Here is a 23044-nt window from a genome sequence, read left to right as displayed (position 1 = left end):
ATCGGCGCCGACCTGACGTACGCCTGGCCCACCAACGAAATCGCGGTCATGGGCGCCGAGGGCGCCGCCAACGTGATCTTCCGCAAGCAGATCGCGGAGGCCGAGGACCCCGAGGCCATGCGTGCCCGCATGGTCAAGGAGTACAAGGCCGAGCTGATGCACCCGTACTACGCGGCCGAACGCGGACTGGTCGACGACGTCATCGATCCCGCCGACACCCGCCGGGTGCTCGTCCGGTCCCTCGCCATGCTCCGTACCAAGCACGCCGACCTGCCGTCCCGCAAGCACGGCAACCCGCCTCAGTAAGACTCGGCATAAGGAGTCCACCGAAGTGACCACGCCTGCCACGGCCAGCCTTCTCCGCGTCGAGAAGGGCCACGCCGACCCCGAGGAACTGGCCGCCATCACCGCCATCCTCCTCGCCCGCGCCGCCGCACAGCCCGAGCCCGCCGTCACCGGCCAGGCCCACACCACCGCCGGCTGGCGCCGCCTGGAACGCGAGAACGGCTTCCGGGCAGCGCACAGCTGGCGGGGCTGACCGCCTCGGGGCCCGAGGGCCCCGAAGCGGTCCGGTGGCCGGTCAGTCGTGGATGTGCAGCGGCTTGCCGGCCAGGGCCAGGTGGGCCTCGCCGAGCGCTTCGTTCTGGGTCGGGTGGGCGTGGATCAGCTGCGCGACCTCGGAGGGGTGGGCCTCCCAGTTGTAGATCAGCTGGGCTTCGCCGATCTGCTCGCTCATCCGCGGGCCGATCATGTGGAGGCCGATGACCGCGCCGTTCTTGAGCTGCACCAGCTTGATCTCGCCGCCGGCCTTGAGGATCTTGTTCTTGCCGCTGCTGCCGCTGTTGAACTTGAGGGTGACCACCTTGTCGGCCCCGTGCACCGCCTTGGCCTTCTCCTCGGTGAGGCCGACGGAGGCGATCTCGGGGTCGCAGTAGGTGACCTTGGCGACGCCGTCGTAGTCGATCGGCGTGACCTGCCGGCCGGCCACGCGCTCCGCCACCAGGATGCCCTCGGCGAAGCCGACGTGGGCGAGCTGGAGGGTGGGGACCAGGTCGCCCACCGCGGAGATCGTGGGGATGTTGGTGCGGAGGTACTCGTCGACCACGACGTGGCCGCGGTCCATGGCGACGCCGACCTCCTCGTACCCGAGCCCGGCGGAGACGGGGCCGCGCCCGACGGCGACGAGGAGCAGGTCGGCGTCCAGCTCCTTGCCGTTCTCCAGGGAGACGCGGACGCCGGTGTCGGTGTACGCGACGCCGGAGAACCGCGAGCCGAGCTCGAACTTGATCCTGCGCCGCCGGAAGGCCCGCTCCAGCGCCTTCGAGGTGGACTCGTCCTCGGCGGGCACCAGGTGGGGGAGACCCTCGACGACGGTGACCTCGGCGCCGAACGACTTCCAGGCGGAGGCGAACTCGACGCCGATCACACCGCCGCCGAGGATCACGACGGAGGCCGGGACGCGCTCCAGGCGGAGGGCCTGCTCGGAGGAGATGACGCGGTCGCCGTCGATGACGAGGCCGGGCAGCGACCTCGGCTGGGAGCCGGTCGCCAGGACCACGTGACGGCCCTCGTAGCGCACGCCGCCGACCTCGACCGCGGTCGGGGACACCAGCTTGCCCTCGCCCTCCACGAGCGTGAGGTTCTTGCGGGCCCTGAGCGTGCCCTGGAGGCCCTTGTACAGGCCTTCGACCACGCCGTCCTTGTACTTGTGCACGCCGTCCATGTCGACGCCCTCGAAGGTGGAGAGCACGCCGAACGAGCTGCTGACGCGGAGCTGGTCGGCGACCTCGCCGGCGTGCAGCAGGGCCTTGGTGGGAATGCAGCCGTTGTGCAGGCAGGTGCCGCCCAGCTTGCCCTTCTCGATCAGGGCTACGTTCAGGCCGAGTTGGGTGGCTCGCAGGGCGCAGGAGTAGCCCCCGCTTCCGCCGCCGAGAATGACTATGTCGTAGAGGCTGCTGGCGTTGCTCATCTTCTTGAATTCACCCTTCCGTTCGCGGTCGCGTCACTCCGGCGACCCGGACGCGATCGGACCTGAGCAGGTCGTGTGCGGCGCTGCCGGCCCTTACCAACTTCTGGCATGTTCTCACCTTCCCCTGGTCTCCTGCCTGTTGGGGATGGCCGTGTCCGGTTCTGGCGGTCTTTGGTCTCAAATGGTCCTGCGAAATCCGCACTTGATTACCCGTCAGTTTTTGAACTCGGCGTGTCGAAGCCTGTAGCGATTGCGCGGCAGTTGGCGCAAACTTCATCAAGAAATAGCGACAAAAAGGGGCAATGTGGGCTGACACTCCTTCCGTGGGGCGGCTGGTAGGTGCTAGCGTCGGATTGCCAGGGGGAGGCATTGCCCCGGGGGATCTGATAGGCACGGGGGCTTTCAGTCGGCATGGACGGGAACGTATGGCAGGGCATAGCCCCGCTGATTTTTCGTGATTCGCGCGAGGCGTATCGCTCCGATCTGGAGCGGATTTTCTCGGCGGACGTCTTCAAGGAGACGCCGTCGCTCCAGGATTCGCGGCGCCTCTTAACGACCTATGACCGACTGCGGTACATCAGCGAGAACCTGGAGACCTTAGGTCCCCTCGTCTCCCACCGTGACCAGCTGTTCACGGTGCTCGAATGGTCGGCCATGTCCGATCCGTCGCTCTTCTACGCGATGTTTCTTCACCACTCCATGACGATCGGTTCCGTGGTCGAGTTCGGACGCGGCCGCACCGATCTCTCGGAGGAGCTCGACCGCCTGGCTTCGGCGGAGACGGTCGGCGCCCTCCTGATGACGGAACTGGGGCACGGGAACAGCAACTCCACCGTGCGCACGGAAGCCGTATACGACTCCACCAGCGGCGAATTCGTCCTGAACACCCCGGAGCCGGCCGCCGTCAAGTTCCCCCCGAGCGTCGGAGCCGACGGGGTCCCCCGGCTCGGCGTCGTCCTCGCCCAGCTCAAGGTCGACGGTGTCGGCCACGGCGAGTTCTGCTTCCTCGTCCCGCTCCGGGACGCCTCGGGACCCTGTGACGGCGTGCGGATCGGCGCCCTCGAACCGACCGCCATGATGCCCCTGGACTGCGCGGTCGTCTCCTTCGACCACGTCCGGATCCCCTTCCGCTACTGGCTGCGCGACAACGCCGAGCTGACGCCCGAGGGCGCCTTCTCCGACCCGCTGGGCAACCCGGCGATCCGCGGCCGCAGGACCCTCAGCCTGATCCGCTTCGCCTGGGAGGCGGCCGTCGTCGGACTGGCGGCGACCGCCCGCGCGAGCGCCGCCGTCGCGGTGCGCCACGCCCATCGGCGCCGTACGAACGGCCGATTCGCGGCGGACCTTCCCGTCATCAGGTACCGGAATCAGCAGCGCACCCTCTTCGGCGCATTGGCCGGCGCTTACGTCGCCTCCGCGGTGGCGAACTCCGTGGCCACCTCCGAAGCCCCGCCCCTCACCGCCGGCGGAGTCCGCACCACGTTCCTGATGAAGGTGGCGACCGACCGGATCGCCGAGCAGGTCACCACCCGCTGCCGAATGGCGAGCGGCGCACTCGGCTTCTTTTCAAAGAATCGTTTCCTCGATTACCAGGGATTCGCCCACTCGCTGAACGCGGCAGCCGCCGACAATCAGATCCTCCTCCTCGACGCGGCCTACGCGATGGCCGCCGGACTGGACTACACGCCCCCGACGGAAGAGGCACCCGCCCCTTCCGGCCGCGACCTGCTCGAACCGGAAACGTGGACGGCACTCGCCCGCGCCCGCGAGAGCGCCCTCCACCAGGAACTCCTGGACGGCCTGAAAAAGGCCAAGGAGAACGGGCTGAGCGAATTCGACGCATGGAACGGCCAGTTCGACGTGGCGGAGCGCTTTGCTGCCGCGCACGCCGGCCGACTCGTACTTGACACACTTCGCACCGCGCTCGACAAGGTCTCCGAACCGGATTCCGCGACCGCCCTCCGCACCCTCTGCGCGCTGTACGCCCTCGAGGAGATCGCCTCCCACGACGGCTGGTACCTGGCCGGGGAACTCCTGAGCAAGGAAGAGGTGCGCCGGATTCCGACGCTCCTCGACGAACTCTGCGAGCGCCTCGAACCGAACGCCCTGGAACTCGCGGAAGCCCTGCGCGTCCCCTACGACGTCATCGGTGCGCCCATCGCGGGAGACGACTACGTGGCGGACATCGCCCGTCCCGTGACCACCGACTGAGCAATAGACCAACTCCTGCCAACTCCTGCTAGCTCCTGCCGACTCCTTCTCCTACGCGCCTCGTTGCAATGCCCTGGGCCCGAGCCTCAGCCTCGCCGTGCCTCCAGGTGACCGTCGGCGCGCGTTGCCGCAGTGGCCCCGGAAACACGTGAGGGTGGAACAACTGATGCCGGAAAACACTCAGCACTCGATACTCGGCTCCGACCCGTCCGCCGGACTCGCCCAGGACGGGATCGCCGTCATCGGCCTCTCCTGCCGCCTGCCCCAGGCACCGGACCCGGCCGCGTTCTGGAAGCTGCTGAGCGACGGCGTCGACGCCATCACCGAAGTCCCCGGCGGCCGTTGGGACGCCGACACGTTCTACGACGCCGACCGGGCCGCCCCCGGCCGGACCAACAGCCGGTGGGGCGGCTACCTCGACGGCATCGACACCTTCGACGCCGGCTTCTTCGGCATCTCGCCCCGCGAGGCCGCCGCCATGGACCCGCAGCAGCGCCTCCTCCTCGAACTCGGCTGGGAGGCCCTGGAGCACGCCGGCATCCTGCCCGGCTCCCTGCGCGGCACCCGCACCGGCGTCTTCATGGGCGCCATGGGCGACGACTACGCGATGCTCAGCGCCCAGCGCGACCCCGAGGCCATCGGCCGCCACACCTTCACCGGCCTCCAGCGCAGCATCATGGCCAACCGGCTGTCCTACCTCCTCGGACTGCGCGGCCCCAGCCTCACCGTCGACACCGGACAGTCCTCGTCCCTCGTCGCCGTCCACATGGCCTGCGAGAGCCTCCGCTCCGGCGAGTCGACCACCGCCATCGTCGGCGGCGTCAACCTGACCATCGTCCCCGAAAGCACCATCGGGGCGGCCAAGTTCGGCGGCCTCTCCCCGGACGGCCGCTGCTACACCTTCGACGCCCGCGCCAACGGCTTCGTCCGCGGCGAGGGCGGCGGCATCGTCGTCCTCAAGCCGCTGTCGCGGGCCGTCGCCGACGGCGACCGCGTCCTCTGCGTGATCCGCGGCAGCGCCGTCAACAACGACGGAGGCGGCGACGGCCTCACCGCGCCCAGCCCCGAAGGCCAGCGGGAAGTGCTGCGCCTCGCGTACGAGCGGGCCGGCGTCGACCCCCTGGACGTCCAGTACGTCGAACTCCACGGCACGGGCACCAAGCTCGGCGACCCCGTCGAGGCCTCCGCCCTCGGCGCCGTCCTCGGCACCGGCCGCGCCGCGGACCGGCCCCTGCTCGTCGGCTCGGTCAAGACCAACATCGGCCACCTGGAGGGCGCCGCCGGCATCAGCGGCCTCATCAAGGCCGTGCTCGCCCTCACCCACCGCCGCCTGCCGGCGAGCCTCCACTTCGAGACCCCCCGACCGGAGATCCCGTTCGACGAGCTGCGGCTGAAGGTCGTCACGGAGAACAGCTCCTGGGCCGACCCCGAGCGACCCCTGGTCGCCGGCGTCAGCTCGTTCGGCCTGGGCGGCACCAACTGCCACGTGGTCCTCGGCGAGGCACCCGCCGGCACCACCGCCGACGCGGAGGCTCCGCGCGACGGTGAGCCGCGCGCGCTGCCCTTCGTCGTCTCGGGGACCACGTCGGCCGCGCTTCGCGCGCAGGCGCGGCGACTGAGCGCGTACGTCTCCGACGGGACGGACCTCGACCCGACCGCGCTCAGCCATGCGCTGGCGGTGACGCGCACGGCCTTCGAGCATCGTGCGGTGGTGGTGGCGGAGGGCCGTGAGGGGTTGCTCGCGGGGCTTGCGTCGGTGGTGGAGGACGGCCGCCGGGTGGCGGGTGTGGTGCGGGGTGTGGCTGCTGCGGATCGTGGGTCTGCTGTGGCGTTGCTGTTCACGGGGCAGGGTGCGCAGCGGCTGGGGATGGGTCGTGGGTTGTACGAGTCGTTCCCGGTGTTCGCGGAGGCGTTCGACGCGGTGTGCGCGGAGCTGGATCCGCTGCTGGGTCGTGCTCTGAAGGACGTCGTCTTCGAGGGCGAGGGCGAGGGGCTGTTGGACCGTACGGGCTTCACCCAGCCCGCGCTGTTCGCGGTCGAGGTGGCGCTGTTCCGGCTCGTCGAGTCGTGGGGTGTGCGTCCGGCTTTCGTCGCCGGTCATTCGGTGGGTGAGATCGCGGCCGCGCACGCGGCGGGTGTCCTGTCCCTGCGGGACGCGGCTGCCCTGGTGGTGGCGCGTGGTGGGTTGATGGAGGCGCTGCCTGAGGGTGGTGTGATGGTCGCGGTCGAGGCGGCGGAGGAGCGGGTTGTTCCTCTGCTGGTCGAGGGTGCGGCGATCGCGGCGGTCAACGGGCCCGAGGCGGTCGTGGTCTCGGGTATCGAGGCTGCGGTTCAGGCCGTGGTGGAGGCTTTGACGGCGCAGGGGGTGCGGTCGAAGCGGCTGCGGGTCAGCCACGCCTTCCACTCCCCGCTGATGGATCCGATGCTGGACGCGTTCCGTGAGGTCGTGGCGGGTCTGGAGTTCCGGACGCCGGAGATTCCGTTCGTGTCGGCGTTGACCGGGTCTCTCGTTTCCGAGGAGATCGCGGAGCCGGAGTACTGGGTGCGGCATGTCCGTGAGGCGGTCCGTTTCCTTGACGTGGTGCGTGTGCTGGATGCCGAAGGTGTGGGCGCGTACCTGGAGTTGGGTCCTGATGGTGTGCTGACGGGCATGGCCCGCACCTGCCTTCCCGAGGACACCGACGCGGTCCTGGTGCCCGTCCTCCGCCGCGAGCAGCCCGAGACGCGGGTCGCCCTCGCCTCGGCGGCGGCCCTCTACGCGAACGGCGTGCTCGACCGGCTGCCGCTGGGCATCGAGGACGAGCCCGTGGGCCGACGCGTCGAGCTGCCCACGTACGCCTTCCAGCGGGCCCGCCACTGGCTGGACGGTGCCCCTGGCGTCAGGCGGCAGGCGGCCTCCGTGCCGGAACCGGAACCGGGGACGGCCGAAGAGCCCGAGACCGCTGCCGGTGCCCTGCGCGAGCGGCTCGCCGCCCTCCAGCCCGCCGAGCGCGTCCGCGCGCTGACGGATCTGGTGCGGGCGCACGCCGCCGCTCTGCTGGGGTACGCGGGGGGTCACCAGATCGACCCGACGCACAGCTTCAAGTCGCTCGGGGTCGAGTCCCTCACGGCGGTGGAGCTCCGTGACGGGCTCGTCGCCGAGACCGGGGCCGCGCTGCCCGCGACGCTGCTCTACGACCACCCCACCTCGCAGGCCGTGGGCCGGTTCCTGGACGCCGAGCTGTTCGGTACGGGCGCGGCCGGCGAGGCCGCCCCGTCGGCCGGCGAGGCCGCCCCGTCGGCCGTCGTGCGGGCCGCGGGGGAGGACGAGCCCATCGCGATCGTCGGCATGGGCTGCCGGCTTCCCGGCGGGGTGAACTCCCCCGAGGACCTGTGGGACCTCCTGGTGGCGGGCGGCGACGCCGTCTCCGGCTTCCCGTCCGACCGGGGCTGGGACCTCGACGGCCTGTACGACGCGGATCCCGAGCGTCCGGGCACGACGTACACCCGCTCCGGCGGCTTCCTCTACGACGCCCCGCTCTTCGACCCGTCGGTCTTCGGCATCTCGCCGCGCGAGGCCGCCGCGATGGAGCCCCAGCAGCGGCTGCTCCTCGAAGTCTCCTGGGAGGCCCTCGAACGGGCCGGGATCGACGTCGAGCGGCTGCGCGGCAGCGACACCGGGGTGTTCGTGGGCGCGACCGCGCAGGAGTACGGCGCCCGCCTCCACGAGGTGTCCGGCGGCGCCGAGGGATACGCCCTGACCGGCGGCACGCCCAGTGTGGCCTCGGGGCGGATCTCGTACACCTACGGCTTCGAGGGCGCCGCCCTCACCGTCGACACGGCCTGCTCCTCCTCCCTGGTGGCCCTGCACCTGGCGGTGCAGGCGCTGCGGCGCGGGGAGTGCGGCATGGCGCTGGCGGGCGGGGCGACGGTGCTGTCGTCGCCTGGCATGTTCGTCGAGTTCAGCCGGCAGCGCGGGCTGTCGGCGGACGGCCGCTGCAAGGCGTTCGCCGAGGCGGCGGACGGTACGGGCTGGGCCGAGGGCATCGGCATGGTCGTCCTGGAGCGGCTCTCCGACGCCCGCCGCAACGGGCACCGGGTGCTGGCCGTCATCCGCGGCTCCGCCGTCAACCAGGACGGCGCGAGCAACGGTCTGACCGCGCCCAACGGCCCCTCCCAGCAGCGCGTCATCCGCCAGGCCCTCGCCAACGCGGGCGTCCCGGCGTCCGAGGTGGACGTGGTGGAGGCGCACGGCACGGGTACGCGGCTGGGCGACCCGATCGAGGCGCAGGCGCTGCTCGCCACGTACGGGCAGGACCGTCCCGAGGACCGGCCGCTGTGGCTCGGCTCCCTGAAGTCGAACATCGGTCACGCCCAGGCCGCGGCCGGTGTCGCGGGTGTGATCAAGACCGTGATGGCCCTCAGGAACGGGCTGCTGCCGAAGACCCTGCACGTCGACGCGCCCACGTCGCACGTCGACTGGTCGGCCGGCGCCGTCTCCCTGCTCACCGAGGCCACCCCGTGGCCCGAGACCGGCCGGGCCCGCCGGGGTGCCGTCTCGTCCTTCGGCGTGAGCGGCACCAACGCGCACCTCATCCTGGAGCAGGCCCCGGACGAGTCGTCCGAGTCGTCCGAGCCGGTCGCGGAGCCCGTCCGCCCGGAGTCCGTCCGCCCGGCGGCCGCGCTCCCCTGGATCCTCTCCGCCCGTACCCCCGAGGCGCTGCGCGCCCAGGCCGCGCGGCTGCACGCCCACGTGGCGGGCGCGCCCGGCACCGACCCGGCCGACATCGGCCTGTCGCTCGTCGAGACGCGTACCGCGATGGAGCACCGGGCCGTCGTCGTCGGCGCCGACCGTGACGAACTCCTCGGCGGACTCGACGCGTTGGGTCGCGACGAGGCCGACCCGCGGGTCGTCCAGGGCCACGCCTCCAGCGGCCGCAAGACCGTCTTCGTGTTCCCGGGTCAGGGGTCGCAGTGGGTGGGGATGGCTGCGGGGTTGTTGGAGGAGTCGGAGGTGTTCGCGGGGCGTGTGGCGGAGTGTGAGGTTGCTCTGTCGGCGTTCGTGGACTGGTCGTTGTCGGCGGTGTTGCGGGGTGAGGAGGGTGCGCCGTCGTTGGAGCGGGTGGATGTGGTGCAGCCTGCTCTGTTCGCGGTGATGGTGTCGTTGGCGGAGGTGTGGCGTTCGTACGGGGTGTCGCCGGATGCGGTGATCGGTCATTCGCAGGGTGAGATCGCGGCGGCGTGTGTCGCGGGTGCGTTGTCGTTGGAGGACGCGGCCCGGGTCGTGGCCCTGCGCAGCCAGGCGATCGGTGCGCTCGCCGGACGCGGCGGCATGGTCTTCCTGCCGCTCACCGCCGACGAGTCCCGCCTGCGGCTGACCCGCTGGGACGGCCGCATCGGCATCGCCGCCACCAACGGCCCCCTGTCCACCGTCGTCTCCGGCGACTCGCAGGCGCTCGACGAGCTGATGGAGGAGTGCGCCGCCGAGGACGTCCGGGCGCGCCGCATCCCCGTCGACTACGCCTCCCACTCCCATCACGTGGAGGAGATCGAGGGGGAGCTGGCCAAGTTGCTCGCCGCCGTCGGTCCGCGCGCCGCCGAGGTGCCGTTCTACTCCACCGTCACCGGAGAGCCCCTCGACACCACCCGCCTGACCGGCGACTACTGGTACGAGAACCTCCGCACCACCGTCCGGTTCGAGGAGACCACCCGGCGGCTGATGGAGACCGGGCACGAGGTGTTCGTCGAGATCAGCCCCCACCCGGTCCTCACCACCGCCATCCAGGAGACGGCGGAGGCCGTCACGGCCGCCGCCGACGACGACTCCGTCGTCGTCCTCGGCTCGCTGCGGCGCGGCGAGGGCGGCACGGCGCGCTTCCTGCTGTCGCTCGCGCAGCTGCAGGTCGGCGGCGTCGACGTCGACTGGCGGCCCGCCCTCCCCGGCGGCGCGATCGTCGAGCTGCCCACGTACGCCTTCCAGCGCGAGCGGTACTGGCAGGAGCCCGTGGCCCCCGCCCCCGCCGACGGCGCCTCCGCGCGCGACGCCGCGCTGTGGGACGCCGTCGACCGCGGCGACCGCGCCGCCCTCGGCACCGTCCTGGACGCCCCGGACCCGGACGCCCTCGACACGCTGCTGCCGCTGCTGTCGGCGTGGCGCAGGCAGGGCCGCGACCTGTCCGACGCGGCCGACCGCAGGTACCGGACCGTCTGGCGGCCCGTCGGCGACAGCCGGCGCCCCGTGCTCCAGGGCACGTGGCTGCTGGCCGTCCCGGCCGATCCCGCCCCGGCGGCGGCCGACGTCGTCGACCGGCTGCGGGACGAGGTGACCCGGCGCGGCGCGCGGGTCGTCCTCCTCCCGGTCGGCGCCGACACCGACCGCGTACGGCTGGCCGGGGCGCTGCGGAAGCTCACGGATCCCACCGAGCCCACCGACTCCACCGAGCCCACGGATTCCATCGAGCCCACGGGCCTGGAGGTCGCCGGCGTACTGTCGCTGCTCGCCCTCGCCACCGGGCACGGCCAGGACCACCCGGAGGTGTCGGCGGCGCTGCACGGCACGCTCGCCCTCGTCCAGGCGCTCGGCGACGCGGGTGTCACGGCACCGCTGTGGTGCGTGACCCGTTCGGCCGTCGACGCCGTCGACGGCGACCCGGCCTCCGACCCGGTCCAGGCCCAGCTCTGGGGCCTCGGCGCCGTCGTCGGCATCGAGCACCCCAACCGCTGGGGCGGTCTGATCGACCTGCCGGAGACCGTGGACGAACTGGTGTCCGGTCGTGTGACGGGTGTTCTGGCCGCCGGTGGCGGCGAGGACCAGGTGGCGGTGCGCGCCGAGGGCGTGCTGGGCCGTCGCCTGGTGCGTGCGACGGGCACCGTGGACGAGGAGCGGACGTGGCGTCCGTCGGGCTCGGTGCTCGTGACCGGTGGTACGGGTGCGCTGGGTGCGCGGTTCGCGCGCTGGCTGGCGGGCAACGGTGCGGAGCACCTGGTGCTGACGAGCCGTCGGGGCATGGCCGCTCCGGGCGCTGCCGAGCTGGTGGCGGAGCTGTCGGAGCTCGGTGTGTCGGTGGCGGTGGAGGAGTGTGACGCGGCGGACCGCGAGGCGCTCACCCGGGTGCTGGCGTCGGTTCCGGCCGACCGGCCGCTGACGGCCGTGGTCCACACCGCCGGCGTCCTCGACGACGCCACCCTCGACGCCCTCACCCCGGACTCCCTCGCCGGCGTCCTCCGCCCGAAGACGACCGCCGCGCTCCACCTGCACGAGCTCACCGCGGGCCTGGAACTCGACGCCTTCGTCCTCTTCTCCTCCGTCATGGGCATCCTCGGCAACGGCGGCCAGGCCGCCTACGCCGCCGCCAACGCCTCCCTCGACGCGCTCGCCCGGCTGCGCCGCTCCCAGGGCCTGCCCGCCACCGCGGTCGCCTGGGGCGTCTGGGGCGGCGGCGGCATGGCCGACGGCGCCGTCGAGGAGCGCATGCGCCGCCTCGGCATCCCCGGCATGCCGCCCGAGCAGGCCGTCGCGGCCCTGCCGGGGGCCGTCGCCGGGCCGGACGCCTCGCTCGTCGTCGCCGACATCGACTGGGAGCTCTTCGCGCCCCGGTTCCAGGCGACCCGGCCGAGCCCCCTGCTCTCCGAACTGCCCGAGGCGCGCGCGGCCCTGAACGCCGCCGCCTCCGCCTCCACCGCCGACGGTCAGTCCGCGCTCGCCGACACCCTCGCCGGACTCACCGGGCCCGAGCAGCAGCGGGCCGTCCTGGAACTGGTCCGCGCCCAGGCCGCCACCGTCCTCGGCCACGCCACCCCGGCCGGGATCACGGCCGGCCGGGCGTTCAAGGAGATCGGCTTCGACTCCCTGACCGTCGTCGAGATGCGCAACCGCCTCGCCGCCTCCACCGGCCTGCGGCTGCCCACCACCCTCCTCTTCGACAACCCCACCCCGGAGGCCCTCGCCGCCTACCTGCGCACCCGGCTCGTCGGCGCCGACGACCAGCGGCCGGCCACGGACGCCGGCGCACCCGCGGCGGTGGCGGCAGCGCCGGACGACGACCCGATCGCCATCGTCGGCATGGGCTGCCGCTTCCCCGGCGACGTCACCACCCCGGACGAGTTCTGGGACCTGCTCATCGGCGAGCGCGACGCCGTCGGCGACCTCCCCGACAACCGCGGCTGGGACCTGGAGAACCTCTACGACCCGGACCCCGAGGCCTCCGGCAAGAGCTACTCCCGCGAAGGCGGATTCCTCTACGACGCCGCCGACTTCGACCCCACCTTCTTCGGGATCGCACCGCGCGAGGCCCTCGCCATGGACCCGCAGCAGCGCGTCCTGCTCCAGGTCTCGTACGAGGCCCTGGAGCGCGCCGGCATCGACCCGGCCACCCTCCGCGGCAGCTCCACCGGCGTCTTCGCCGGCATGGTCTACCAGGACTACTTCGCCCGCTTCCACGAGGCCCCGGAGGGCTTCGAGGGCTACCTGGTGACCGGCAAGTCCTCCAGCGTGGTCTCCGGCCGGATCTCGTACGTCCTCGGCCTCGAAGGCCCCGCCTACACCGTGGACACCGCCTGCTCGTCCTCCCTGGTCACCATCCACATGGCGGCCCAGGCACTGCGCGCCGGCGAATGCGCGCTCGCCCTGGCCGGCGGCGTGACGATCATGGCCGCGCCCGGCATGTTCATGGAGTTCAGCCGCCAGCGCGGACTCGCCACCGACAGCCGCTGCAAGCCCTTCTCCGACGCCGCCGACGGCATCGGCTGGGGCGAGGGCGCCGGCATGGTCGTCCTGGAGCGGCTCTCCGACGCCCGCCGCAACGGACACCACGTCCTGGCCGTCATCCGCGGCTCCGCCACCAACCAGGACGGCGCGAGCAACGGACTCTCCGCACCCAGCGGCCCCTCCCAGCAGCGCGTCATCCGCCAGGCCCTCGCCAACGCGGGCGTCTCGGCCTCCGACGTCGACGCCGTCGAGGCGCACGGCACCGGCACCCGGCTCGGCGACCCCATCGAGGCGCAGGCGCTGCTCGCCACGTACGGCCAGGGACGCCCCGCGGACCGGCCGCTGCTCCTCGGCTCCCTGAAGTCGAACATCGCCCACCCGCAGGCCGCCGCCGGAGTCGCCGGCGTCATCAAGACCGTGATGGCGCTCCGCCACGGCCGGCTCCCCAGGATCCTGCACTTCGACGCGCCCTCCAGCCACGTGGACTGGTCGGCCGGTGCCGTACAGCCGCTCGCCGAGACCCGCGACTGGCCCGTGACCGGCGACCGGCGCCGGGCCGGCGTCTCCGCCTTCGGCATCAGCGGCACGAACGTCCACCTCATCCTGGAGCAGGCCCCGGAGGAGCCGGAGACGGCGGACGAGGCCCCGGCCGCGTCCACCCCCGCCCCCGCCGCGCCGTGGCTGCTGTACGGCCGGACCGAGCAGGCCCTGCGCGACCAGGCGGCACGGCTCGCCCACCACCTCGACGCCCACCCCGAGCAGAGCCTCACCGACATCGGCCACGCGCTCGCCACCACCAGGACGGCGTTCGAGCACCGCGCGGCGATCACCGCCACGGACCGCGACGCCGTCCGCACGGCCCTCGACGCGCTCTCCGGCCCCACCGCCACCACCACCGACGACGCGGGACTCCTGACCGGCCGGGCCACCGAGGGCGGCACCGTCTTCGTGTTCCCGGGTCAGGGGTCGCAGTGGGTGGGGATGGCTGCGGGGTTGTTGGAGGAGTCGGAGGTGTTCGCGGGGCGTGTGGCGGAGTGTGAGGTTGCTCTGTCGGCGTTCGTGGACTGGTCGTTGTCGGCGGTGTTGCGGGGTGAGGAGGGTGCGCCGTCGTTGGAGCGGGTGGATGTGGTGCAGCCTGCTCTGTTCGCGGTGATGGTGTCGTTGGCGGAGGTGTGGCGTTCGTACGGGGTGTCGCCGGATGCGGTGATCGGTCATTCGCAGGGTGAGATCGCGGCGGCGTGTGTCGCGGGTGCGTTGTCGTTGGAGGACGCGGCCCGGGTCGTGGCCCTGCGCAGCCAGGCGCTGGGCGCGCTCGCCGGACGCGGCGGCATGGTCGCCGTCGCCGGCCCCGCCGCCCGCGTGCGCGAACTCATCGCCGGACACGAGGACACCCTCGCCGTCGCCACCGTCAACGGCCCCTCGTCGACGGTCGTCGCCGGAGAACCCGACGCCCTCACCGACCTGATGGAACGCTGCGAGTCCGAAGGGATCAGGGCCCGCCGCATCCCCGTCGACTACGCCTCCCACTCCCCCTACGTCGAGGAGATCAAGGAGGAACTGGCCAAGCTGCTCGCCGGCGTCAGCCCGCGCGCCGCCGAGGTGCCGTTCTACTCCACCGTCACCGGAGAGCCCCTCGACACCACCCGCCTGACCGGCGACTACTGGTACGAGAACCTCCGCAACACCGTCCAGTTCGAGCGGGCCGTCACCGCCCTCGTCGACCACGGCCACCGCTTCTTCGTCGAGGCCAGCCCCCACCCGGTGCTCGTCTCCGGAGTGCAGGACACCGCCGCCGACCAGGACGTCGACGCCGTCGTCGTCGGATCGCTGCGCCGCGACGAAGGCGGCACCGCCCGCTTCCTCGCATCCCTGGCCGAACTCCACGTCCACGGCGCCGACATCGACCGCGCCGCGCTCTTCGCCGGGAGCGGCGCACACCACGTCGACCTCCCGACGTACCCCTTCCAGCAGCAGTTCCTGTGGCTCGACACCTCCCGCGGCGGCTCGCCGGCGGAGGCGGCCGGCGAGCTCGGCGTCGCCCCGGCGGCCCACCCGCTGCTCGGCGCGCAGGTCACCCGGCCCGAGACCGGCGGAGTGATCCTCACCGGCCGGCTCTCCCCGGGCTCCCAGAGCTGGCTCGCCGACCACGGCCTCTCCGGAACCCTGCTGCTGCCCGGCACGGCCTTCGTCGACCTGGCCCTGCACGCCGGCGAGCGCACCGGCTGCGAGCTCCTGGAGGAGCTCACCCTGGAGAACCCGCTGCTCCTCCCCGAGCAGGGCTCCGTGGACCTCCACGTCGAGGTCGGCGCCGCCGACGACGAGGGACGCCGCGCCTTCACCCTCCACTCCCGCCTCACCGGCGCGACCGACGGCACCTGGCTGCGGCACGCGACCGGCGCGCTCGCCCCCGCCGGGGAAACGGTCCCCGTCCCGGACGCCGAACGGCTCCCGGCCGACGGATGGCTCCCGGCCGACGCCGCACCGGTCGACCTGGACGCCCTCTACGCCTCCTTCGACGAGGCGAACTACGAGTACGGGCCGGCCTTCCGCGGCCTCACCGCCGCCTGGCGCGCCGGCGACGACGTCTACGCCGAAGTGACCCTGCCCCAGGAGCACCAGCAGGAGGCGGCGGCCTACGGCCTCCACCCGGCCCTGCTCGACGCGGCGCTCCACGGCACCTTCCTCCAGGGCGGCGGCCGGCGCAGGCTGCCGTTCTCCTGGACCGGCGCGCGGATCCTCCGCACCGGCGCCACCGCCGTACGCGTCCGGCTCGCCCCGGTGGGCCAGGACGGCGTGCGGGTGACCGTCGGCGACACCGAAGGACGGCCCGTCGCGACCGTCGACTCCCTGGTCCTGCGGGAGATCACCGACGACCAGCTGCGCGACGACCGCACGGCCGAACCCCTCCACCGGCTCCTGTGGACCCCGGTCACGGCCCCGGCCGCGACCCCGCGGACCTGGGCGCTGCTCGCCGACCCCGAGGAGGCGGGCCCCGACACGGCCGGCCCCGCCGGCGACCTCGCCGCGCTGCTCACCGAGGCCGCCACCGCCACCGGCGCGGACAAGCCCGCCGCGTACGCCGACCCGGCCGCCCTGGCCGCCGCGGTGGCCGCCGGGGCACCCGCCCCCGACGCGGTGCTCTGGCCGCTGCCCCCGTCCCCGGCCGCGACGCCGCCGACCGCGGACGCCGTCCGCACGGCGACGCGCTCCGCGCTCGACCTCGTCCAGCGCTGGCTGCGCGAGGACGGCCTCGCCGGCACCCGCCTCGTGCTCGTCACCGAGGGAGCCGTCGCGGCCGCCCCCGGCGAAGCCGCGAGCGACCTCGAACACGCCGCGATCTGGGGCCTGCTGCGCTCCGCCCAGACGGAGAACCCGGGCCGGTTCGCACTCGTGGACCTCGCGGGCGACGGCAGGGACGAGGACGAGGCCGCGGAGGCCGTGGCCGCCGCGCTGACGGTCGCCGCCGCCGGCGGCGAACCGCAGCTCGCCGTACGCGAGGGCAGGACGCTCGCGGCCCGCCTGGCCCGGATGACCGGACCGGACACCGGATCCGCGCCCGCCCGCCCCTCCTACGACGCCGACGGCACCGTCCTCGTCACGGGCGGCACCGGCACCCTCGGCCGCCTCGTCGCCCGGCACCTCGCGGACGCGCACGGCGTGCGCCACCTGCTGCTCACCGCCCGGTCCGGCGCGACGGCCCCCGGCGCGGGCGAGCTCGTCGCCGAACTCACGGCGAAGGGCGTCGCCGTGACCGTCGCCGCCTGCGACGCGGCCGACCGCGACGCGCTGGCGGCCGTCCTCGCCGACGTACCCGCCGCCCACCCGCTGACCGCGGTGATCCACGCCGCCGGCGTCCTCGACGACGGCGTACTGGAATCGCTGACGGCCGAGCAGGTGGACGCCGTACTGCGCCCCAAGGTGGACGCGGCCCTCAACCTCCACGAGCTGACCCGCGACCTCGACCTGGCGGAGTTCGTCCTCTTCTCCGGCGCCGCCGGCACCTTCGGCACCGCCGGACAGGCGCACTACGCCGCGGCCAACGTCTTCCTCGACGCCCTCGCGGGCCACCGCCGCGCGCAGGGGCTCCCCGGCACCGCGATGGCCTGGGGCTTCTGGGCCGAGCGCAGCGCCATGACCGAGCACCTCGACGAGCTCGCGGTACGCAGGCTCAGCCGGGCCGGGATCGCCGCCATGGACTCGGCCGAGGGCCTGGCCTTCTTCGACGCCGCCCACGGCACCCCGGAGAGCCTGGTCATCGCCCTGCGCCTGGACACCGCGTCCCTGCGCGAGCAGGCGGCGGCGGGCACCCTGCCGCCCCTGCTGACCGGACTCGTACGGCAGCCGAACCGCAAGCCGGCCGCCGCGGCCGCCGCCACCACGGCGGGCGGGTCCGAGACGGGCCCGACGCTGGCGGACCGCCTCGACACCCTCTCCGAGGACGAACAGCGCGACCTGCTCCTCGAAGTGGTCTGCGGCCAGGCCTCGGGGGTCCTCGGCCACGACTCGGCCACCGCCGTCGGACCGGAGCAGACGTTCAAGGTCCTCGGCTTCGACTCGCTCAGCGCCGTCGAACTGCGCAACCGCATGAACAAGGCGACCGGGCTCCGGCTCTCCGCCACCCTCGCCTTCGACTACCCCACGCCGCTGGCGCTCGCCGAACACCTCCGCGAGGAGCTGGTCCGCAGCCGGCGCCCCTCGACCGACCAGGTCCTGGCCAAGCTGGTCCTCGTCGACGACCTGCTGGCCGCCGCCTCGGCGACCGACCCGGCGCGCGCCCGTCTCATCGGACGGCTCCAGGAACTGCTGGAGAGGTACGGCGACGGCGCCACGCCGAACGCCGGCGCGGCCAGGACCGCCGCCGACGACGAGGCCCCCACGGTCGACGTCGACACGGCCAGCGACGACGAGCTCTTCGCCTTCATCGACGGGGAGCTCTGAACGGCACATGACCGACGCACCCACCGACGCACCCACCGACACGACACCCACATCGACGAGAAGGACGACGGGCCCGGGCATGGCGGACAACGAGGAGAAGCTGCGCACCTACCTCCGCAAGGTCACCAACGACCTCCAGGAGACCCGGCGCCGGCTGCGTGAATCCGAGGCCGCGAACAGCGAGCCGATCGCGATCGTCGGCATGAGCTGCCGCTTCCCCGGAGGCGTGGAGACCCCCGAGGACCTGTGGCACCTGGTGGCCACCGGCGCCGAGGGCGTCTCCCCGTTCCCCACCGACCGCGGCTGGGACGTCACCGGGCCGTACGCCCGCGACGGCTACCAGCCCGTGGGCGGCTTCCTGAAGGACGCGGCGGAGTTCGACGCCGGCTTCTTCGGCGTCTCGCCGCGCGAGGCGCTGGCGATGGACCCGCAGCAGCGGCTGCTCCTGGAGACGTCGTGGGAGGCGCTGGAGCGGGCGGGCATCGACCCGCTGTCGGTGAAGGGCGAGCGGATCGGCGTCTTCGCCGGCCTCATGTACCACGACTACGCCACCAGCGTCGCCGAGGTCCCCGAGGAGCTGGAGGGCTACCTCGTCAACGGCAGCGCGGGCAGCGTCGCCACGGGCCGCGTCTCGTACACCCTGGGCCTTGAGGGGCCGGCGGTGACGGTGGACACGGCGTGCTCGTCGTCGCTGGTGGCCCTGCACCTGGCGGTGCAGGCGCTGCGGAAGGGCGAGTGCACGATGGCGCTCGCGGGCGGCGTGACGGTGATGTCGACCCCGGTCATGTTCCTCGACTTCATGAAGCAGGGCGGCCTGGCGCCGGACGGGCGGTGCAAGTCGTTCGCGGAGGGCGCGGACGGTACGGGCTTCGCCGAGGGCGTCGGCATGCTGCTTGTGGAGCGGCTCTCGGACGCCGTCCGCAACGGTCACCGGGTACTCGCCGTGGTCCGTGGCTCTGCGGTGAACCAGGACGGCGCGAGCAACGGTCTGACGGCTCCGAACGGTCCGTCACAGCAGCGGGTGATCCGGCAGGCGCTGGAGAGCGCCGGTCTGACGACCGTGGACGTGGACGTGGTGGAGGCGCACGGCACCGGCACCAAGCTGGGCGACCCGATCGAGGCGCAGGCCCTCCTCGCCACGTACGGGCAGGACCGTCCCGAGGACCGGCCGCTGTGGCTCGGCTCCCTGAAGTCGAACATCGGTCACGCCCAGGCCGCCGCCGGTGTCGCCGGCGTGATCAAGACCGTGATGGCCCTCAGGAACGGCGTCATCCCGCGCACCCTCCACGTCTCGGAACCGTCCTCGCAGATCGACTGGAACGCGGGTGCCGTCCGGCTGCTGACCGAGGAGCAGGCCTGGCCGGAGACGGACCGGGCCCGCCGCGCGGGCGTGTCGTCCTTCGGCGCGAGCGGGACGAACGCGCACGTGATCCTGGAGCAGGCTCCTGAGGTCGGGGGCGAGGCCGGGGTTGGGGTCTCGGCCCCGGTGGTCGGGGACGTTCCGGTTCCGGTGCTGGTGTCGGGGCGGTCGGCGGAGGCGGTGCGGGCGCAGGCCGCGCGGCTGCTGGAGTTCGTCGAGGCGCGGCCCGAGGCGGGGGCGGCCGGTCTCGGCGCCTCGCTGGCGGTGACGCGTTCGGCCTTCGACCACCGCGCGGTGGTCGTCGCGGAGGACCGCGAGGGGCTGCTCGCGGGACTGGCCGCGGTGGCGGCCGGTGACCCGGACGGGGCGGTGGCGTCCGGAGACACCTCCGTCACGGGTCCGCTCGCCTTCCTGTTCACGGGGCAGGGTGCGCAGCGGCTGGGGATGGGTCGTGGGTTGTACGAGGCGTTCCCGGTGTTCGCGGAGGCGTTCGACGCGGTGTGCGCGGAGCTGGACCCGCTGCTGGGGCGTGCTCTGAAGGACGTCGTCTTCGAGGAGCAGGGCCAGGGCGAGGGCCAGGATCAGGGCCAGGGCCAGGGGGTGCTGGACCGTACGGAGTTCACCCAGCCCGCGCTGTTCGCGGTCGAGGTGGCGCTCTTCCGGCTGGTCGAGTCGTGGGGGGTGCGTCCCGGGTTCGTCGCCGGTCACTCGGTGGGCGAGATCGCGGCCGCGCACGCGGCGGGTGTCCTGTCGCTGAAGGACGCCGCGGTGTTGGTGGCGGCGCGTGGCCGGCTCATGGAGGCGCTGCCCGAGGGCGGTGTGATGGTCGCGGTCCAGGCGGCGGAGGAGCGGGTCGTCCCCCTGTTGGTCGACGGTGCGGCGATCGCGGCCGTCAATGGGCCCGAGGCGGTCGTGGTCTCGGGCGCGGAGGACGCGGTCGAGGCCGTGGTGGAGGTTCTGACGGCGTCGGGGGTGCGGTCGAAGCGGCTGCGGGTCAGCCACGCCTTCCACTCCCCGCTGATGGATCCGATGCTGGACGCCTTCCGTGAGGTCGTGGCGGGTCTGGAGCTCCGGACGCCGGAGATCCCGTTCGTGTCGGCGCTCACCGGGACGGTCGTCTCGAAGGAGATCGCCGACCCCGAGTACTGGGTGCGGCACGTCCGCGAGGCGGTCCGCTTCCACGACGCCGTCCGCGCGCTCGACGCCGAAGGGGTCGGCGCGTACCTGGAGTTGGGTCCCGACGGCGTACTGACGGCCATGGCCTCCGACTGCCTGCCCGGGTCCACGGACGTGCCCCTGGTGCCGCTGCTGCGCCGTGAGCGCCCCGAGGCGCCGACGGCGGTGACCGCCCTGGCGCGGCTGCTCGCGCGCGGCGCGGTGTCGGACCGGGGCGCGTACTTCACCGGTGCTGATGCCGGTGCCGGTGCCGGTGCCGGTGCTGATGGCGGTGGCGGTGGTGGTGCCGGTTCCGGCTTCGCCCCGTACCGCGACCTCCCCACCTACGCCTTCCAGCGGGAGTCCTACTGGCTCCGGCCCGCCGCCGGTTCCCGGCCGGGCGGAGCGGTCCGGGACCGGGAGGAGGAGGCCTTCTGGACGGCGGTCGCGGAGGCCGACCTCGACGGTCTCGGCTCGGTGCTCGACGCCGACGCGGCCGAGCACGCCGAGGCCCTCGACGGGCTGCGTTCCGCCGCCCCACTGCTCTCCGCCTGGCGCGCACGGAAGCGGGAACTCTCGGCCGCGTCCGGCTGGCAGTACGGCGTCGAGTGGCGGCGGCTCTCCGTGGACGGCGCCGGTACGCCGGCGCTGTCCGGCACCTGGCTCGTCGTGGTGCCCGCCGGGCACCGGCCGGACGCGTGGTCGGACGCGGTGACGGAGGGCCTCGCCCGGCGCGGCGCCGACGTGGTCGTACGCCCCGTGCCGTCCCGCGCGGCGGGGCGGGCGGAGCTCCGCGGTCTCGTCCGTGACGCCGAGGAGGCCGCGGCCGGGACCGGCGGGCTGGCGGGCGTGCTCTCCCTGCTCGCGCTCGACGGGGAGAGGCACGACGGCGACTCCGCCGTGTCGGCGGGCCTCGCCGGGACCCTCTCGCTCGTGCAGGCGCTCGGTGACGAGGACCTGCGGGCCCGGCTCTGGACGGTGACGCGCGGAGCGGTCGCCGCCGCCCCCGGGGAGCGGACGGCGGACGTCCGGCAGGCGGAGATCTGGGGCTTCGGACGGGTCGCGGCGCTGGAATGCCCGCAGGTCTGGGGTGGTCTGATCGACCTGCCGGAGACCGTGGACGAACTGGTGTCCGGTCGTGTGACGGGTGTTCTGGCCGCCGGTGGCGGCGAGGACCAGGTGGCGGTGCGCGCCGAGGGCGTGCTGGGCCGTCGTCTGGTGCGTGTGGCGGGTGTCGTGGACGGGGGCCGGGTGTGGCGTCCGTCGGGTTCGGTGCTCGTGACCGGTGGTACGGGTGCGCTGGGTGCGCGGTTCGCGCGCTGGCTGGCGGGCAACGGTGCGGAGCACCTGGTGCTGACGAGTCGTCGGGGCATGGCCGCTCCGGGCGCTGCCGAGTTGGTGGCGGAGCTGTCGGAGCTCGGTGTGTCGGTGGCGGTGGAGGAGTGTGACGCGGCGGACCGCGAGGCGCTCGCCCGGGTGCTGGCGTCGGTTCCGGCCGACCGGCCGCTGACGGCCGTGGTCCACACCGCCGGCGTCCTCGACGACGGCCTGGTGGAGGGGCTGACGCCCGAGCGCTTCGAGGCCGTCCTGCGGGCGAAGTCCCTCGCGGCCCGGCACCTCGACGAGCTCACGGCCGGCCTGGACCTGGACGCCTTCGTGCTCTTCTCCTCGCTGGCGGGGACCGTGGGATCGCCCGGCCAGGCCAACTACGCCGCCGCCAACGCCGCACTGGACGCGCTGGCGGAGCAGCGGAGGCAGCGCGGGCTCCCCGCGACCTCGATCGCCTTCGGCGCCTGGGCCGGTGGCGGCATGGCCACCAGCGGGTCCAGCGCGGTGGACGACCGGCTGAGCCGGGCCGGTGTGGTGCCGATGCGGCCGGAGACGGTGATCGCCGCCCTGTGCCGGGCGGTCGGCAGCGGCCTTCCGGCCGTGGTGATCAGCGACATGGCGTGGGAGCAGTTCACCCGCGACTTCACCTCGGGAAGGGCCGGCGGCGGCGCGCTGCTAGCCGAGATCGCCGAGGCGGCGTCGGTCCTGCGGAGGGAGAGCGCGGGCGCCGGCGCGGACGGAGGCGACGGAGCGGACGGCACGAGCGGCACGAAGGCCGGCCCCTCCCTCAGGGAGAGGCTCTCCGAACTCGCTCCGGACAAGCGGGAGTCGGTGCTCGTCGACGTCATCCGCACCCACGCGGCGGCCGTCCTCGGCCACGCCGACAAGCGGTCGATCCAGGCCAACCGGACCTTCCGCGAACTGGGATTCGCCTCCCTCACGTCGGTCGAGTTCCGCAACCGGCTCGGTGCCGCGAGCGACATGCGGCTCAGCGCCACGATGGTCTTCGACTACCCGACCCCCCTCGCGCTCGCCCAGCACCTGCTGGCCGAGCTGGAGCCGGCCGCCGGATCCCTGACGGGGTCCGGGTCCGGGGCGGGGGCCGGGTCCGTCGCCCAGGTCGTCACGGCCATGACGCGCCTGGAGGAAGCGGTGCTCGCGCTGACCGGGTCGGACGCGGGAGAGGACCGTACCGAGGTCGTCGAACGCCTGCGGAACCTGCTCGGGAAGATCGACACGGCCCACGAGGGCGAAGCCCCCGTACCGCTCCTGGACATGGAGAACGCCGAGGCGGGCGACATCTTCGACTACATCGACCAGAAGTACGGGACCCGGTGACCGCAGACGCCCCTCGCCCCAGACGCCGCGCTGATCAGCCGATCAGCTGAGCTCCTCG

5 protein-coding genes and 1 pseudogene are annotated in these 23044 nt (G+C 73.4%); 5 read left to right on the top strand and 1 reads right to left on the bottom strand.

The window, feature by feature from the left end; all coding sequences use genetic code 11:
* The coding region (locus ACFQ8C_RS07000) for a carboxyl transferase domain-containing protein (RefSeq protein WP_383453063.1) at positions 1-306 on the top strand (306 nt) is incomplete at its 5' end.
* Positions 307-331: 25 nt separating this feature from the next.
* On the top strand, positions 332-538 hold the full coding sequence (locus ACFQ8C_RS06995) for an acyl-CoA carboxylase subunit epsilon (protein ID WP_383453061.1): 207 nt from the start codon (positions 332-334) through the stop codon (positions 536-538).
* 42 nt (positions 539-580) lie between these two features.
* On the opposite strand, the gene lpdA is transcribed toward ACFQ8C_RS06995, so the two are convergent.
* Entirely contained in the window at positions 581-1969 is a 1389-nt protein-coding gene (lpdA, locus tag ACFQ8C_RS06990; protein ID WP_383453059.1) for a dihydrolipoyl dehydrogenase, read from the bottom strand.
* Positions 1970-2380: 411 nt separating this feature from the next.
* Between lpdA and ACFQ8C_RS06985 the strand changes: the two genes are divergently transcribed.
* From ACFQ8C_RS06985 to ACFQ8C_RS06975, 3 genes and pseudogenes are all read left to right on the top strand, one after another.
* A complete protein-coding gene (locus tag ACFQ8C_RS06985) occupies positions 2381-4180 on the top strand; it encodes an acyl-CoA dehydrogenase (RefSeq protein ID WP_383453057.1) in 1800 nt (599 codons plus the stop codon).
* Between the two features lie 166 nt (positions 4181-4346).
* Entirely contained in the window at positions 4347-17804 is a 13458-nt protein-coding gene (locus tag ACFQ8C_RS06980; protein WP_383453055.1) for a type I polyketide synthase, read from the top strand.
* 109 nt (positions 17805-17913) lie between these two features.
* Positions 17914-22986 (top strand): annotated as a pseudogene (locus ACFQ8C_RS06975) (type I polyketide synthase); the annotation flags it as partial.
* Between the last annotated feature and the right edge of the window lie 58 nt (positions 22987-23044).

Origin of the sequence: Streptomyces sp. NPDC056503, from assembly GCF_042794995.1 — a bacterium.
Taxonomy (GTDB): Bacteria; Actinomycetota; Actinomycetes; order Streptomycetales; family Streptomycetaceae; genus Streptomyces.
Note: the sequence above shows the minus strand (reverse complement) of the source record. Positions and strands in the feature narration are given on the sequence as shown.